Source organism: Virgibacillus byunsanensis (assembly GCF_042675965.1).
In the GTDB taxonomy this organism is placed as follows: domain Bacteria; phylum Bacillota; class Bacilli; order Bacillales; family Amphibacillaceae; genus Virgibacillus_R; species Virgibacillus_R byunsanensis.
Genome location: NZ_JBHTKJ010000007.1, coordinates 431724 through 449658 on the forward strand (window position 1 = coordinate 431724; position 17935 = coordinate 449658).

Sequence of the window (17935 nt, forward strand, 5' to 3'; positions counted from 1 at the left end):
AAGAAGAAATAGTAAGGAGAAGGAATTGATGTTAAATAGTAACTCAGTATTGCATAAGTACCTGAATGTACATAGTGCGTATCTTCCAAAAGCTGTTCCCGAGAAAGATATGCTTACCTTTATATCAAATAAATCGGGATCTCCTCAAGTTTGGAAATGGGATAATCTCACTTTGCAAATAGAGCAACTTACAAACTTAAATGACCGAGTTCTTTCTGTATACCATTCACCATCTGGAGAAAAAGTAATCATTGGAATGGATGAAGATGGAAATGAACAACAACAATTTTATTTACTAACAAATAAAGGGGAAATTGAAGAACTAATAGTTTCTCCAGGTAATTTTCATTATTTTGGAGGGTGGTCACCTGATGAGTCGAAGATCGCATTCTCTAGTAATCGTCGCCATCCGGGTTATTTTGATGTGTATGTATTCGATTTTAATACAAATACGACAAAAATTGTATTTAAAAATGACGGGAAATGTATACCTCTATGTTGGACAAAAAATGGCAAAAAAATCATTTTGAGTATGCCAGACACGAACATTGATAACACTTTGTATGTTTTAGATGTAAATACAAGCCACCTATTTCAACTTGGTAGAAAAAATACACTCGCAAGGTATCAATGGTTAGAAGTTGTTACTGATACGTACCAACCACCAGAGTTGACTAATGATGGAAAAGGTGGATTCTTATTAACAGATGAAGAACAAGAAACACTTGGTGTATTTAAATTTTCTTTTGCAAACCCTAATATATTACAAGAAGTATTTACGTTAAAAAAATGGGATATCGAAGAAATAAAGTTATCCCCGAGTGAAAAGAAACTAGCATATACCATTAATGAAGGTGGAATTTCCCAGCTGGGTATTTATAATCTTGAATCCAAGACACATCAACAAATAAATGAACTTCCAACTGGTGTAGTCAGTTCTCTTTCTTGGCTTAATAACGATGAGCTAATATTTTGTTTAAAAAGTGCTGTGCTTCCTGGTGATGTATGGAAAATTTCTATAAAAAGTATGACCATAGAACGAATTACATCTATTGGAGAGGAAAAGGAGGTTGAGCATTTATGGATAGAACCAGATTTGTGTAGCTATTATTCTTTTGATGGCCAAGAAATCCCATACTTTTATTACGGAAAGAAAGATTTATCCCAGCCTATTGTAGTGTATGTTCATGGCGGGCCAGAGCATCAAACTCGTTCAGAGTTTCATCCAGTTATTCAGTTTTTAGCTTCAGAAGGGTTTGGGGTTGTAGCTCCAAACGTTCGTGGCAGTATGGGGTACGGTCGAACATATGTAAAATTAGACGATGGACAGAATAGGATGGATGCAGTTGCTGATTTAACATGGCTTGTTAAAGATCTCATAGCAAGTAAAAGCGTTGATCCAGAAAAAGTTGGAATTATGGGTCGAAGTTATGGCGGTTTTATGGTACTAGCAGCAATGGCACATTATCCTGATATTTGGGCTGCTGGGGTAGATATTGTTGGGATTTCGCATTTTAAAACTTTTTTGGAAAATACAGGGCCATGGCGAAAGAATTTAAGGGAGTTTGAATACGGCAAATTAGAAAATAATAAAGATTATTTTGAGCAAATTGCTCCATTAAACCATACTGATAGTATTTCCGCTCCACTACTGCTATTTCATGGAAGAAATGATACTCGTGTTCCAGTTAGCGAAGCAGAGCAAATTTCAGCAAATCTAAAAGGACAAGGTAAGCAGGTTGAACTGCTTGTTTTTGAAGATGAAGGGCATCAAACAGTGAAAATAAAGAATCATATCAAAATGAATACGATGATAGTTCAATTTATGGAAAAATATCTAAAATAGATATAAATAGATTTATATATGATACAAGCAAGTAGATATTGAGGTATCGCCAGTTATAGGATTTTTTAAGAAATACAAGAGAAAATTACATCTCTATTGGTCTTCCTCATGTGGAGTAATAGAACTATATAAAGTGTTTTTACCCATTTGTATGTGTACAAGATATATAAACTTTACATCAAGGAGGTGGTTTGGACAGGAACTTTAATAAAGTAACTTAAAAAATAATTTTTAAATAGGGGAGATATTAATAATGAAACTTTCAATTTCTGTTGAGGAAACACTAGAAAGACAACAACGCTTTTTTTCAAAACTTCAAGATAAACAAATCAATTGTGCAGTTCTGTTTAGTTCTACTGATATTTTTTATTTAACTAGATTTCATTTCATTCCTACTGAGCGCCCAACAGCTTTTTTCATTGATCCACAAGGGAAAACACACCTTTTTGTACCTGCATTGGAAAAAGATTATGCAGCAGAACTAGCATGTGTGGATGAGTTTCATATATACCCAGAGTTTCCTGGACTTCGTCATCCAATGGAATTTTTTAAAGATATTCTTATTGATGCTGGATTTGAGGATAAAAATGTTGGTTTTGACTTTGATGGGTATGGTTCACCTTACGGGTATCGTGGTCCGCGACTGAGTGAAGTAATTAATGCTGAATTTATATCTATTTATGCCTGGGTTGAGGAGATGAGGTTTATTAAATCATCTACAGAGATTGAACTAATTAAGGAGTCATGTCGCTGGGGAAACTTGGCACACAGATACTTACAGAAGTATTCTAAGGAAGGTTTAAGTGAAGTCGAAGTATCAAGTAAGGCAAGTCATGATGCAACATTAGCAATGGTTGATGCATTAGGGTCAGATTATAAGCCCCATGGGAAGACTGCCTTTGCTGGATTCAGAGGCCAAATTGGTAAGTTGTCAGCATATCCTCACGTAGTTACACAAAACGCTACGATGAAAAGAGGAGATAATCTTGTTACATGGGGTGCAGCTGATGTATGGGGTTATCAAAGTGAACTGGAAAGAACGATGTTTGTTAAGGAGGTAAGTCCTGAACAGGAAAAGTATTTTAATTTAATGTATGAAGCACAAGAAATTGCCTTTAAAAATATTAAACCAGGTGCAACTACTTCGAGTGTTGATGAGGAAGTACAAAGGTTTGTTGATGATAGTGGTATACGTCGCTATGTTCCACACCATACAGGGCATGCAATTGGATTGATGATGCATGAAGCTCCCTTTTTCGACCTTGGTGATCACACTATAATGGAACCAGGAATGGTCTTTACTGTAGAACCAGGAATATTTGTTCAAGGTTTAGGTGGTTTTCGTCACTCAGATACAGTACTTGTTACGGAAGATGGTATGGAGATGCTAACCTATTATCCAAGGGATCTTAATTCTTTGATTTGTTAATTTATTTAGAAAATATGTATTGATAATACGATATTAATGGGGGTAAAGAGTATGAAATCTAAGTTTTTAATTATTTGTATGTTTATTTTTCCTTTCACTTTAGGTCTAGTGGCGTGTAGTAATGATCAAAATACAAGTTCGGAAGATACTGATGAACAAGTTTTAGTATTTGCACGTGGTGCAGACTCTGAGAGTTTAGATTTTGCTAGTACAAATGATGGCGAGGTTTCTCGTGTGACACGGCAAGTTTTTGAGAGTTTATTATCTTTTTCGGAAGAATCGTTTGAGGTTATTCCTGGTCTAGCCCATGATTGGAAAGCAGAAGATGATGGGAAGGTATACACCTTTTATTTAGAAGAAGGGGTTAAATTTCACGATGGTACTGATTTTAATGCTGAGGCAGTAAAAACAAATTTCGAACGCTGGGCAGATCCAGCCCATGAATATTCCTTTGCAGATGATGGCTATTTCCATACAATATATGGAACCATGTTTGGAGGTTTTAAAGGGGATGAAGGTCACGTTATTGAAGAAATTAATGTGTTAGGGGATCATGAAGTTGAATTTGTATTAAAGGAACCGTTAGGTTACTTTTTGCAGAACATGGCAATGGATGATTTTGCGATAGCTTCACCAGCATCATTTGAAGAGTTTGGAACAGAGTTAAACCAGAATCCAGTTGGTACTGGTCCATTTAAATTTGTTAGTTGGAGCAAGGATGACTCTATTATTTTAGAAAAGTTTGAGGATTATCGAAAAGAAGGATTGCCTAAACTAGATAAAGTTATCTTTAAAGTAATACCAGATAATTCGGCACGTTTAATTGCACTACGTTCAGGTGAAGTGGACATCATAGATGGGTTGAATCCTGATGACGCGGAGGGTGTTGATGCTGAAGATAATTTAGAATTATATACTCGCAGTGAGAACAACTTTGGCTATTTAGGATTTAATACAACAAAAGAACCCATAGATGATAAGCTTGTTCGTCAAGCAATTAACCATAGTATTGATCGTCAAGCAATAGCAGATGCTTTATACGCTGGTTATGCAAGTTCTGCTGTTAATCCATTACCACCTGGCTATTTAGGTTATAATGATGAAATCGAAGGTTATGAATTCAGTAAAGAGAAAGCAAAAGATTTACTTGCTGAGGCAGGTTATAAAGATGGATTTGAAATTAATTTATGGTCAATGCCAGTGGCCAGACCTTACATGCCAGATCCAGAAAAGGTAGCTGAGATCATTCAAAATGATTTATCCGAAGTCGGTATAACTGTAAATATTGTCCGAGAAGAATGGGCACCATATTTGGAAAAGACTGCTGAAGGTGAACACGATATGTTCCTACTAGGATTGTCAGGAACAAATGGAGATCCGGATAACTTTCTAAATAACTTACTACATTCTAATAATATTGGAAGTACTAACCGTACCTTTTATAAGAATGAAAAGGTAGATGATCTATTTGATAGAGCAAGGGTTTTAACCGATCAAAATGAGCGTGCAGAATTGTATAAAGAAGCACAACGATTAATTTCGGAAGATTCTCCCATGGTTACTTTAGTGCATTCTACACCTGTATTAGCAGCAAGAAAAGAAGTTGAAAATTATAAGCCGCACCCAGCTACTACTGAATCGTTAGCTGAAGTTGAATTAAGTAAATAGAAAAGCTAAAGGGTAGTAGAGTCATAGTATCCTCTACTACCCTAAAACTTTAATTATGCCTAAAACACCATTTAGAAAAAAACAATTACTACTACTAAAAAATTGTTTTTTTGTACATTTAACAACTAGAAATCGATATATACAAAAGAAATGAGGTGGAAATATGTTTACCTATATAACGCGACGATTAATTATGTTAATTCCTGTTTTGGTTGGGATGACTATAATTACTTTTTCTATAGTGCACCTTATACCCGGTAATCCCGCGCAAGTCATTCTCGGTGAAACTGGTACAGAGTCGGCTATAGAGGAGTTGGAAGAGAGTATGGGCTTAAATAAGCCATACCCTATACAATATGGTATTTATATAACTGACTTACTGAAAGGTGATTTAGGGACTTCTTTACGTTCTAAAGCGGATATTTCTACTGAAATATGGCCATACGTAGCGGCCACCTTTGAACTGACATTATTTGCAATGATTTTTGCAGTTTTTATTGGAGTTAATGCTGGCATAATTAGTGCATGGAAACAAAATTCATGGTTTGATTTTTCAGCTATGCTTTTTGCACTAATAGGTGTATCTATTCCGGTTTTCTGGTTAGCATTAATGGAACAATGGTTTTTTTCTCAAGAGTTGGGGTGGTTACCCGCATTTGGAAGACAAAGTAGTAAAGACCCAATAGAACCAATTACTTATTTTTTTGTTTTAGATACTCTTCTTCATATGGAATTTGCAAAAACATTAACAGTACTTAAGCATTTAATACTACCAAGTCTAGCCTTAGGTACTATTCCTATGGCAATTATTGCTAGAATGACTAGATCAAGTATGTTAGAGGTTATGAAATCTGATTATATCAGAACTGTACGGGCAAAAGGTTCAGGACAACTTTTAACAGTCTATAAGCATGCATTGAAAAACGCTACTATACCCGTTCTAACTGTGATTGGTTTACAAACAGGGGTTCTTTTGGGTGGGGCTATACTAACAGAAACAATATTTAGTTGGCCTGGAATAGGTCGTTATGTATTTGAATCAATAAACTATCGTGATTATCCAGTAATACAATCTGGTATTTTAATAATTGCCTTTATTTTTGTAATTATTAATTTAATTGTTGATATTCTGTATACCTATATAGATCCAAGGATCAAATACTAAGGGGGCTGTGAAGATGAAGACTACAGAAAAACAAAAAAAATCTAAACAACAATTAGAAAACCCCAATTTAGCTAATCAACAATTTGAGGAGGAAGAAATTAAAGCTATTTCTCCTTGGAGAGATACATTAAAACAATTACGAAAAAATCGCTTTGCATTGTCGGGGTTAATTATTATTATATTATTTATTTTACTTGGTATATTTGCTCCGCTAATTTCTTCATACAGTTACGATGAACAAAATCTGGTTAATCGCCTAGAGCCTCCATCAGAACAACACTGGTTAGGAACAGATGACCTAGGTAGAGATATATTTACTAGAATTGCTTTTGGAGCACGAATTTCTCTAAAAGTTGGATTTTTTGCTGTTACTGGTGCTCTGATTTTTGGAACTATACTAGGAATTGTTGCGGGTTACTTTGGGCGTGGACTTGATATGATCATATCACGAATTTTTGATATATTACTAGCATTTCCAAGTATTTTACTGGCAATTGCTGTTGTAGCAATTTTGGGTGCTTCATTAGAAAATGCCCTAATAGCTATTGCAATTATCAATATCCCTATTTTTGGGAGGCTTGTAAGATCTAAGGTAATTAGTTTACGGGAAGAAGAGTATATTATGGCAGCTAAAGCTCAGGGGATGAAAAACGGACGTATTATATTTCATCATATTTTGCCTAATAGTGTAGCGCCAATCATTGTTCAGTCAACTCTAGGTTTTGGCACAGCTATTTTAGAAGCTGCTGGATTGGGTTTTCTAGGTCTAGGTGCACAACCCCCTTTACCAGAATGGGGAAAAATGCTTGCTGATTCACGTGATTTTATTCAAATAGCTCCTTGGACTCTAATTGTACCTGGCGTATCAATTATATTAGTTGTTCTCGGTTTCAACTTAGTTGGAGATGGTTTGAGAGATGCACTTGATCCGAAGATGAAAAATTAATTAATATTTATTTGATCAAACTATTCTTTTTATATTGTATGTTTTTAAGCTCCTACTTCAAACGGGCAATACACCAATAAATTATTGAAAGTTTTTACTAATGGATCAGCGCTATGTAAGTTTAATGGAAGGTGGTTTATTAATTGACAAAACTAGCCTCATGGATACAAACAAAATTGCACGAACTCAATGTTACCGATACAATGGATGTTCCAGAGGGATTTACACGTTTAAGTTTTTCAAAAGAAGAAGCAGAGGCACATAATCATTTTCAAAAAGTTGCTAAAGAACTGGGGCTCTTCACTTACCAGGATGGGGTGGGTAACCAATGGGCAGTTTGGGAAGTAGATAAAGAAGTACCAACGATAGCAATAGGCTCTCACCTTGATACAGACCCTTGTGGTGGAGGTTATGATGGAGTAGCTGGAGTTTTATGTGCACTAGGAGCAATAAAAAATTTAAAAGATAGTCAGTATCAACCAGCGAAAAACATCGCAGTTATCTGTTTTGTATCAGAAGAGTCCGCAAGATTTGGCATTTCAACTATAGGGAGTAAGGCTATTACTGGAATGTTGAACAAAGCCGAAATGTCCTTTGTTACAGATATTGATGGGGTTACAATAAAAGAAGCGATGGAAGAGTACGGACTTATTTGGGAAGAAATTGATCAGCCTGAACTCCCAGTTGATAAGTTAGAAAGCTTTGTTGAATTACATATTGAACAAGGGATGCAAATTGAAAAAAACAATGCTGATATAGGTGTGGTAAATGGTGTTTCATGTCCAGTAAGATTAAAAATATCTGTGTATGGCATGGCTAATCACACAGGCACAACACCGATGAATCAGCGTCGTGATGCATTTGTTGCAATTACGCCTTTAGTAAATTTTATAAGTGATGAAGCTATAAAAATAAATAAATCATCGTCACATTCTCTTGTCGCAACAGTAAGCACCATAAATTTAAAGCCAAATTCTATGAATGTCATCCCAGGTGAAGTTGAACTCGGTGTTGATATACGAAGTGTTGATGATGAAATTAAGCGTAGATTTGCAGATACGATTAGGGAATATTGTAATTGTATTGAAGATAAGAATGATGTAAGCATTGAAATCAAGACATTAGTAGATAATGATTCAGTAATACTCGACATTGACGTCCAGCAAAAATTGATCCAAGCAAGTAATGAAAACGGATATTACACTTATACTATGGATAGCGGGGCAGGACATGATGTGATGAATATGGCAAAAAAATGGCCATCTGGGTTAATTTTTATCCCTTGCAAAGATGGAATTAGCCACCAACCAGGTGAATTTACCTCAATTAGGAACCTAGAAAAGGGTATAAATACTTTAACTAAATATTTACAAATAAATGCTGAAAAATAGGTGAAAGTAATATTCTATTAATGTTAAAAAGAGCTTAGTACACAATTTATAAAAATAATAAAAAGGAGAAGGTAGATTTACAAATACTACCTTCTCCTTTTTATTAATTGCAAGGTATTAATCGGGTATTGAAATGAATATGTGATGTCGACATTAAAAACTAATATGGTTATTTAAATAAGAAGTCATTTGCAGATTTTTCATATTCCCCCCATTTCTCCTGAATGATTTCCTTTCCTTTCTTTACATCTGGATGGAACTGAATATAAGCATTATCTCTTTTATCCTCAATCGCTCGAATGGATTCCGTTATTTCTGCTTCTACTCCTTCGACTCCGGAATGATGAGCGATTGACAGTCCGGCTGTAACCCCTTGTGCTGCAGCAACTTTTGCCCCTTCAATACCGGTGATATTTCCTGCGACATATAAACCGTCTAATGTTGTTTCCATCCGATCATTATGTAGAGGAACATAGCCACCTAATTCTTCCACCAAATAAAATGGACATCCTGCAACTGCTGCTAATTCTGCTAGTGGGTATAATCCTCCGGCAATACAAACGAAATCTGCAGCGATTCGTTCCTCACTTCCTTTGATCACTTCACCGTTTTTATCAACAGTTGCTAATAAGACTCCTTCTACCTGAGCATCACCATATATTTCGATGACAGCCTTTCGAAGTTGGATCGGAATATCCCACATTTTCACCCCATTTTTAGGGTAAAAGGTAACTCCAATATTTTTCATGAACTCGTTTTTCATGAATTTACTACCAAACTTAACGAGTGGTGATGGAGCCATATGGGAAACGTGGAGTAGGGAATTCATTACTTTTTTTGGATGTGCTGCATCAAGTGTTAGTTCATTCATTTTGGGTAACGTTAGACACGCTACATCAATTTCTGCAAGCTTTAGTTCCATAGCTATAGCTGAGGAAAGCACGTTTATGCCAATGATTACGCCTCGTTCACCAGGTTTTACTCTATGAACGTTTGTCATAACCTGTGCTGCTCCAACAGACATGACTCCCGGTAGGGTCCAGCCGGGCACTGGGACGGGTGATTCTGCTGCTCCAGTTGCTATTAATAAGTGGTTAGTTTGAATGGTCTCTTTTTCTGTATATACCATCCATTCTCTGTCTATTTTTTCGATATTATTGACCGATGTATGTAACTGAATCTGAACCCCTAACTCTATAGCTTGATTATATAAATTATGGGACTCTTTAACACCATTCCACCATGAGCCGTCTGGTTCTTCATAAAGCTGTCCTAAAAGTCTTCCACCAGGCTTCATGTATTCATCCAGTATTAATACGCCTAGACCTTTTTGGGCGCAGGTTATAGCGGCGGATAAGCCTGCGGGACCTGCTCCGATAATAATGGCCTTATTCATTTTCTGCCCCCCAATCCCTTACTGGTGTTGGAAGTTTGTCGCTACTCTTTACAATCATACCTTCCTGTATTGGTGTAAGGCATGCACGGTAACCTTGCTGGTCATTTACATTTACCCTGCATTCAAAGCAATGCCCGATGTTGCAATAGATTCCTCTAGGTGAACCACTCTCTTCATGATGGCGAAGAGTGCGTATTCCGTTAGCTAATAAGGCAGCAGCAATTGTTTCATTTTCCAAACCTTCATAGGTTTTATGATTAAAAGTGAAAGTAACCTTATTCTTTTCGTCTACATTGTCAAGCACGGGGTGTTTTAAAATTCGACGGTTCATTGATCGTTCCCCCCTAAATCTTCAAAACGAATAGGGCGTATTGGTGGTTGGTATTTTAATGTGATTTGGGAGTGTTTTGTACGATTTAACTCGGTAGCCATCTTGTCAACCATCCCTCGGCAAGTTCTTCCGCCACAATATCCCATGCCAGCTCTTGTTCTTAGTTTTAATTCTCGTGCAGAACATGTATAGTTTTTTGCTGTTTCTGCTAAATCATTGTATGTGACCTCTTCACACCTGCAAATGATCATATCCTTTTCTGCCAATTGGATCACTCCTACTTTAATGTGTGTACCTATCATTTGTTATGCAAGAATGATGCCAAACTTAGATTCAAGCTTGAATGCCTAATTTATTTATCCGGTTATAGAGTGTTGCTCTAGTAATTTGAAGGTTTTTTGCACATAGCAATTTATTTCCGTTAGCCTTCTTTAATTCTTTGATAATGATTTCCTTTTCGAATTCTTGTATTCGTTCATTCAAAGATAGGTTTTCATGTTCGGTAGGAGTTGGGGAAATCCCTTCTGGTTTGTTGGTTACGTTTGCTTCAAAAGGGAGATCATCCATTTTTATTTTGCCATTCTCTGAGAAAACAACTAATCGTTCGACAACATTCCTTAATTCTCTAATATTTCCCGGCCATTGATGCTGCAGTAGTGCCTGCATAACGCTTTGGGAGATTCCATGTATCGGTCTATTGTATTTAATGGATACTTCGTAAAGGAAATAATGTGTTAATTCAATAATATCTTCTGGGCGATCCCTTAACGGTGGGACCTCAATACTTACCACATTTAATCGATAGTATAAGTCCTCTCTAAACTTTCCTTTCTTTACAAGTTCTTGTAGATCACTATTCGTTGCGGCGACTAGTCTAAAGTCTGCTTCCATTTCCTTTGTTCCACCGACTGGATAAAATTTTCGTTCTTGCAGTAAACGCAGGAGCTTGACTTGCATGTCCAATGGCATATCGCCGATTTCATCTAAAAAGAGTGTTCCTCCCTTTGCAAGTTCTACTTTTCCTTTCTTTCCTTTTTGATCTGCGCCGGAAAATGCGCCTTTTTCATACCCGAAAATTTCACTCTCAAATAGAGAAGAAGGGATGGCACCACAATTTATAGCTACATATGGTGCTGGCTGTCCTTCGCGGATATGATGAACAGATTTTGCGAAAAGCTCTTTACCAACACCGCTTTCTCCATGGATTAATATATTCGTATCGGTTGACGCTGCTTTTTTAATTTTGTTCATGGTTTGTTTAAGTCCAGTACTATTCCCTCTTATATTGATAAACGGATTATCAGTAGCAGTAAGCTTATTCACCTCTTTTTCTAAGCTGAAAAGTCTTTCAGAGGTGTTATAGAGTTCTTTATTTAATTTCACTTGACTGGTGATATCCGTTTCTGAGACTACTGCTCCGATTATTTTGTTATGTAAGTAAACCGGATTGGAGTTTATTAATACAACCTGGTTTTCTCTAGCTTTATGCTGGCTGTGATGAACGGTTGTTCCATCCTCAAGTGTTCTCAATATTTCCAATCGATCTTTGTTAAAAAAATTCGTAATTTTTTTCCCGATAATTTCTTCTCTTTTTACTGAAAAAATTTGTTCAGCACCTTTTGTCCAAACCAGTACTCGCTTGTCGTTGTCAATGACAGTGCATGAGCCGTCAATCGTTTCTAGTATAGTAGATGTATAGGCGTTTACATGCTGGTATTTAGTGAAAATTTTATCGCAAAGCACTTGAGCGTTTACGTAACCAATAATTTTTCCTTGTTTATCTTTAATGATAACGGTTTCATTTTTTTCTAAAGCTTTTATTAAAATGGAGACCTCATCATCAATTGATTGCTCACCACAATCAAGTAGATGGAAATGATTCGTCTCTTCTTTTGGCTTGACGTGATGAATTTTATGATGAACAACCAGAAACGTTTTTTTAGGATATTCAGCGTGTAGGATAGAGCCAATTTCGGCATCGCTTACAGTTTCTCTGTTTAGCAGGATAAAGTGGTCATTCATAACATTTTTAACTGATAGTTGCATGTCATCGCCTCCTTCTTCTATCATGTATAAATTTCTTTACACTTTATAATTATTTTTACACATTTGATAGTAAAAAGCAATAATATTTTGATTAATATACCTATTCGTAAATTGGCATAAAATTTGCATATTATATTAGGAGAGCTACATGAGAAAGGAGGGTTTTATGAATATCTTGCATCGTGATGTGGTTGTTATTGGAGGAGGAATCATGGGTGCAGCTATAGCTTACTATTGTGCAAAGGCTGGACTTGATATAACCGTTCTGGAAAAAAACGAAATTGCAAGTGGAACTTCTTCCAGGTGTGATGGGAATATCTTGGCAATAGATAAGGACCCTGGTTTTGATAGTCAAATGTCATTAAAAAGCCAACAATTGGTCCATGAATTAAGTAAAGAGTTAGCGATACCATTTGAATACCGGAACCCAGGAAGTATTTTAGTTTGTGAAAATGATGTAGAAATGGAAGCTGCAAATAGGTGGGTTCAACAGCAAGTGGATGCAGGACTTCCTTTTAATATGCTGGATCGCCAAGATTTGCGAAACGAATCCGATTACTTTGCAGATGATTTGTATGGTGGGTTAGAGTGTGAAACTGATTCTACCGTTAATCCATATATGCTGACGTATTCTATGGTTCATAGTGCTAAACAGTTTGGGGCTAACATACATACCCAAACAGAAGTGAAAAATCTATCAAAAGATCCATCAGGCCACTTTGTCATCGAAACGAGTAAGGGAACGTTTACTGCCAATAAAGTAGTTAACGCCTGTGGGGTATGGGCACCATTTATTGGAGAAATGCTAGACGTTGATATTCCTATTGAGCCTAGAAAGGGTCAACTCATTGTTGCTTCTAGACAAAAGCCTGTAGGACTACGAAAGGTTATGGAATTTGGGTATCTTATTTCAAAATTCGGTGGAGAGCGACAGGTTGATCAGGCAACAGAGAAATACGGGGTAGCGTTAGTATTTGAACCGACTGAAAGCCAGAACTTTTTAATAGGAAGTAGTCGGGAATTTACAGGCTTTGATGTAAAGGTCAACCATGAAATAACCAAAGCAATAGCAAAGAGAGCAGTACGATTCTATCCGAAAATGGCAGACATGACAGTGATTAGAACATATTCCGGTTTGCGACCATGGACAGAGGATCATCTGCCAATTGTATCCCATGTTGATGAAGTGCCAGGTTTTTATGTGGCGGCAGGACATGAAGGAGATGGGATCAGTTTAGCAGCAATTACAGGCAAGGTAATAGAAGAAATGATCTCAGGTGAGGCGACATCGATTCCGATAGCCCCCCTTCACTATGATCGTTTTAAAGAGAAGGTGACATCATAAAATGCAATTTCAACGATTATTTTCAACGATTGATACACATACAGGCGGGAACCCGACAAGAACCGTCATAAGCGGACTCCCTGTATTAAAAGGAAATACGATGTCTGAAAAAATGCTTTATATGAAAGAACATTATGATTGGATACGAAAATTTCTAATGAATGAACCAAGAGGTCACGATGTGATGTCAGGTGCATTACTCGTAGAACCGTGTCATCCTGAAGCCGATTTAGGTGTTATTTACATTGAAACTGGTGGCTATTTGCCGATGTGCGGTCATGATACGATCGGCTGCTGTACTGCCCTTGTTGAAGCGGGGCTAATTGAAACAAAAGAGCCGTATACACATGTCAAGTTAGATACTCCTGCCGGGTTAGTTAACGTTACTATTAAGATTAATAATGGCAAGGCAGAAGAAGTTACATTTGCTAATGTACCTGCCTTTTTACTGAAAACAATTGATGTTGAGGTAGAGGGGATTGGTGCTGTAGAGTGTGACATTGCTTATGGAGGTAATTTTTACGGAATTATCGATGCACGAAAACTGGGATTGGATTTGCATACAAAAAATGCCTCAGAAATCATTGGTCAAGCGATCACAATTCGAAATAAAATTAATGAGGTAGAAGATATCGTACACCCGGAGTATCCATTTATAAATGGACTTACCCATATCGAGTTTTTTACGGATCCTGTTCACCCAGATGCAGATGTTAAAAATACAGTTGTCGTACCACCAGGTGGAATTGATCGGTCGCCATGTGGGACAGGTACATCAGCAAAATTAGCGGTACTGTACAGCAATCATCAAATAGGGGAACATGACTTATTTGTACATGAAAGCATAGTAGGCTCCCTTTTTAAAGCTAGAATTCTAGAGACATTGAAGGTGAAGGAATACGATGCTGTTATCGCGGAGGTTACTGGTTCTGCTTGGTTGATGGGAATGCACCGGTTTTTCTATAACGAAAAGGATCTACTTAAAGAAGGCTATTTACTTATTCCGCCAATGGAAGGGCATTAAAGGAGGTGCTATGGAATGAACATTCAGAAGATGTTTACCACAATCGATACGCATGTTGCAGGAGAGGCGTTTAGAATTGTTACTCAATCATCGATCACATTAGATGAGAACGATATTTTAGGTAACCATGAACTGCTACAAAGGAATTTTCAAAATGAGAAGCAATTTTTATTAAATGAGCCAAGAGGTCATCGAGGCATGAATGGATGTATGGTAATTCCATCCTCCGTAGCGGATTATGCATTATTATTTTTCAACCATGAAAGCGAAATTCAGTTTAAATATGGTGGGCTTATTACGACCATAACAGCACTACTAGAAACTGGGAATATACCTGTCAACGAAAACAATCGCTATGAAATAGAAACGGTTGAAGGGATCTTTACCATTCAAGCAGCTTTTGAAAATAATGAAGTAACGGCTGTGTCACTTAAAAGTAACGAATGCAGATTACTAGAAGAACATGTTGAATATAGTTTGGTAGATGTGGACAACAGACGGAGATACTATGTCTATTCCTTACCAGCATCACTACCGGGGTTGCACTTAGATCATTTGTCCTCTGTTATGAAATGGGGGAAAAACATCACAGAAAAAATGAGAAATGAAAATACAGCATTTGCTGGGGTCATTATCACCGATAGTGTTGACAATTCAGTAGATACCATTCGCTCTGTTACGTTCGAGCGGGACGGAAGTATAGTTCGTTCACCTGGTATAGATAGTACATTTGCCATTCACACTACGTTATTAAATAAGAAGCCAGTTGATCAACTGAGGAATTACAGTATTTTTGATAGTACCTTGACAAGTAAGTCAATTAACGATAGTAATACTTGCTTCACAATGGAATCGCAAGCTTTTGTAACAGGTATGCATCAGTTTATTTATGATCAAGCAGATCCATTGGAAAATGGCTTTTTATTAAAATAAAAGGGGGGATTAGGGTTTTAAATAATTGAAAGCGATTTCGTTTTAGATTATAAATTCAAGAATAAGGAGTAAATAGTATTATGACAAAAGACAGAAGATTACCCACACTACCAGAAGTATCGTTTGTGTTAATTTCCTTTACACTGATTATGTACTTGTTTGTAGTGCAGTTTGAAATTTCGATCCAATTAGCTTTACTGACAACCTGGTTTTTGATCATGTTAGTCGGGCTACGAATTGGTTATAGCTATAAAGAAATGCAAAATGGAATTTTGAAAGGAATTTACGATGGTTCAGAAGCCGTTCTTATATTAATATCGGTCGGAGCGTTGATTGGTACTTGGATAGCTGGTGGGATCGTTCCAAGTATTATTTATTATGGGCTGTCCATAATTCATCCAAATATTTTCTTGCTGGCTGCGTTTATTATTTGTGCAATAACCTCCATCGCAACCGGAACGTCTTTTGGTTCTGCTGGTACAGCAGGGATAGCGATGATGGGAATAGGGGCAAGTTTTGGACTTCCTATTGCATTAGTTGCAGGTGCAGTTATATCTGGTTGTTATGTTGGGGATAAACTATCACCTTTATCTGATACAACTGTAATGACTGCCTCGCTGTCAAAGGTCAATTTGATAGAGCATATTAAATCTATGCTAGTTGTTAGTGGACCTGCATTTCTTATAGCAGGAACGTTATTTTTAATTTCAGGATTTATCTTTATTGATGGTAGTGGGGATCTGTCACAAGCAGAATCAACCATGTCTGCATTAAGTGATTACTTCAATGTCAGTTGGTATATGATCATTCCAGCCATTGTAGTAATTGCAATGCTTGCGTTGAAGATGCCGTCCATACCAGTAATTCTGTTTGGTGCTTTGTTAGGATCCGTTTGGGCATTTCTATTTCAAGGTGTTGCACCGTTGCAAGCATTCAATATTTTATACACTGGTGGGGAGATAGCATCCGGTGTAGAATTCATTGATAATCTACTAAACCGTGGAGGAATTACCTTCATGTTGAATGTGATCGTGTTAATTTTATTTGCTCTTGGTGTTGGAGGGTTAATGGAGAAGATTGGAATTCTAAGAGTTATTTGTCTGAAAATGCTTGCCTGGGCTGACAATGCAGGAAAGACGACGCTAACAACGATTATTTCGGGCTTTTTTGGTAACTTCTTTGGTGGAGCTGCCTATGTATCTATCATTACTGCTAGTAAAATCACAGAAGAAAACTACGATCGTTTGAACATTGATCGCAGAGTACTTTCTAGAAATACGGAGGCCGGTGGTACTGTAACCACACCAATGGTTCCATGGTCGGATGGCGGTGTCTTTATGGCTGCTACTCTAGGTGTTTCCACTCTGGCCTATGTACCTTTTCTTTGGTTTAACTTTTTAGTAGTAGCCATATCCATTATCTATGGTTTTACCAACAAATTCATTTGGTATACAAAAGAAAAAGATGATCATGCAGATAACCAAAAGGAAGCAGTAAATTTGTAAAAGTATCATATAATTTTAAGGAGGAATTTAAATGAAACAATTAGAAGGAGCATTTCCGGTACTGATTACACCAATGCATGAGAATGAAGAGGTTGATTATAACGGATTAAAAGAGAATATTGAGTATTACATTAAGCAGAACGTAGCAGGAATTGTAGTTAACGGAAGCACAGGTGAGTTTGTTAGCCTCACGAAGGAAGAAAAATTTAAAACTGCCGAATTAGCTGTTGAACAAGTTAATGGACGTATTCCATTAATTGTTGGAACTGCCGCAGAAACAACGCAGGATGCAATAATGTTTACCAAGCATGCCGAGAGTGCAGGGGCAGATGCTGCCTTATTGATTAATTCTTACTATGCACACCCAAAAGATGAGGAAGTTTATGAGCATTTTAAAGCCGTTGCAGAATCAGTTAGTTTCCCTGTTATGATTTATAACAACCCTTTCACATCTGGTGTGGATATTGGGACTGAAACCATTTTAAACGTAGCTAGAGACGTAGAGAATATTACCCATATAAAAGAATCTAGTGGCGACATTAGTAAACTTCGTGATATTACTAGACAAGGAAGCGGATTTTTACAAACATTCTGCGGATCTGATGATTTAGCACTCGAGTCGTTTTTAGTTGGTGCGACAGGGTGGATATCTGTTGCAGGAAATATAGCACCAGGTCTCGTAACGGACTTGTACAATAGTGTAAAAGAGAATGATATGGACCGGGCATGGAAGTTGTATGATGATATTTTACCGTTATGTAACTTTATTGAAGGTTCAGGTAAATATGTTCAAATCGTAAAACGAGCAATGGACCTACAAGGTTTGGCAGGCGGGCCTTCTCGTAAACCAAGACTTCCATTAACAGAAGAGGAAGACAAGAATCTCCAAGAAATTTTAAAAACTGTATAA

General features: G+C 37.0%; 15 protein-coding genes. 11 read left to right on the forward strand and 4 right to left on the reverse strand.

The annotated features are described in order from the left end of the window. Positions 1–28: 28 nt before the first annotated feature. The 6 genes from ACFQ3N_RS03690 (at position 29) to ACFQ3N_RS03715 (ending at position 8445) form a co-directional block, all read left to right on the forward strand. Positions 29–1846, forward strand: coding sequence for a S9 family peptidase (locus ACFQ3N_RS03690; RefSeq protein ID WP_390359633.1), 1818 nt, complete (start codon positions 29–31; stop codon positions 1844–1846). A gap of 253 nt (positions 1847–2099) precedes the next feature. Further along, the gene (locus tag ACFQ3N_RS03695) at positions 2100–3275 is read left to right on the forward strand and encodes a M24 family metallopeptidase (protein WP_390359635.1); all 1176 of its coding nucleotides are present in this window, start codon (positions 2100–2102) and stop codon (positions 3273–3275) included. 51 nt (positions 3276–3326) lie between these two features. Then, a complete protein-coding gene (locus ACFQ3N_RS03700) occupies positions 3327–4943 on the forward strand; it encodes an ABC transporter substrate-binding protein (RefSeq protein WP_390359637.1) in 1617 nt (538 codons plus the stop codon). 163 nt (positions 4944–5106) lie between these two features. Further along, a complete protein-coding gene (locus ACFQ3N_RS03705; protein ID WP_390359639.1) occupies positions 5107–6108 on the forward strand; it encodes an ABC transporter permease in 1002 nt (333 codons plus the stop codon). 13 nt (positions 6109–6121) lie between these two features. After that, positions 6122–7054, forward strand: a complete 933-nt coding sequence (locus ACFQ3N_RS03710) for an ABC transporter permease (RefSeq protein WP_390359640.1) — start codon at positions 6122–6124, stop codon at positions 7052–7054. Positions 7055–7197: 143 nt separating this feature from the next. Then, complete coding sequence (locus tag ACFQ3N_RS03715) at positions 7198–8445, forward strand: M20 family metallo-hydrolase (protein ID WP_390359642.1); 1248 nt, start codon at positions 7198–7200, stop codon at positions 8443–8445. A gap of 169 nt (positions 8446–8614) precedes the next feature. Here the strand turns inward: ACFQ3N_RS03715 and ACFQ3N_RS03720 are convergent, their stop codons facing one another. The 4 genes from ACFQ3N_RS03720 to ACFQ3N_RS03735 form a co-directional block, all read right to left on the reverse strand. Next, positions 8615–9841, reverse strand: a complete 1227-nt coding sequence (locus ACFQ3N_RS03720) for an NAD(P)/FAD-dependent oxidoreductase (RefSeq protein WP_390359643.1) — start codon at positions 9839–9841, stop codon at positions 8615–8617. Continuing rightward, on the reverse strand, positions 9834–10172 hold the full coding sequence (locus ACFQ3N_RS03725) for a (2Fe-2S)-binding protein (protein ID WP_390359645.1): 339 nt from the start codon (positions 10170–10172) through the stop codon (positions 9834–9836). Before ACFQ3N_RS03725 ends, ACFQ3N_RS03720 begins: the two co-directional genes overlap by 8 nt. Beyond that, a complete protein-coding gene (locus ACFQ3N_RS03730; RefSeq protein ID WP_390359792.1) occupies positions 10169–10423 on the reverse strand; it encodes a (2Fe-2S)-binding protein in 255 nt (84 codons plus the stop codon). The genes ACFQ3N_RS03725 and ACFQ3N_RS03730 overlap by 4 nt, the downstream gene beginning before the upstream one ends. An 82-nt stretch (positions 10424–10505) precedes the next feature. Further along, positions 10506–12218 (reverse strand): sigma-54 interaction domain-containing protein, encoded by a 1713-nt coding sequence (locus ACFQ3N_RS03735; protein ID WP_390359647.1) that lies wholly within the window; start codon positions 12216–12218, stop codon positions 10506–10508. Positions 12219–12384: 166 nt separating this feature from the next. On the opposite strand from ACFQ3N_RS03735, the gene ACFQ3N_RS03740 reads away from it, so the two are divergent. The 5 genes from ACFQ3N_RS03740 to dapA all read left to right on the forward strand — a co-directional run bounded on the left by ACFQ3N_RS03740 (position 12385) and on the right by dapA (position 17935). Beyond that, a complete protein-coding gene (locus tag ACFQ3N_RS03740; RefSeq protein ID WP_390359649.1) occupies positions 12385–13563 on the forward strand; it encodes an NAD(P)/FAD-dependent oxidoreductase in 1179 nt (392 codons plus the stop codon). 1 nt (position 13564) lies between these two features. After that, positions 13565–14587 (forward strand): proline racemase family protein, encoded by a 1023-nt coding sequence (locus ACFQ3N_RS03745; RefSeq protein WP_390359651.1) that lies wholly within the window; start codon positions 13565–13567, stop codon positions 14585–14587. A gap of 15 nt (positions 14588–14602) precedes the next feature. Continuing rightward, on the forward strand, positions 14603–15520 hold the full coding sequence (locus ACFQ3N_RS03750) for a proline racemase family protein (RefSeq protein ID WP_390359653.1): 918 nt from the start codon (positions 14603–14605) through the stop codon (positions 15518–15520). A gap of 80 nt (positions 15521–15600) precedes the next feature. Then, positions 15601–17025 (forward strand): Na+/H+ antiporter NhaC, encoded by a 1425-nt coding sequence (gene nhaC / locus ACFQ3N_RS03755; RefSeq protein WP_390359655.1) that lies wholly within the window; start codon positions 15601–15603, stop codon positions 17023–17025. Positions 17026–17056: 31 nt separating this feature from the next. Further along, a complete protein-coding gene (gene dapA / locus ACFQ3N_RS03760) occupies positions 17057–17935 on the forward strand; it encodes a 4-hydroxy-tetrahydrodipicolinate synthase (protein WP_390359657.1) in 879 nt (292 codons plus the stop codon).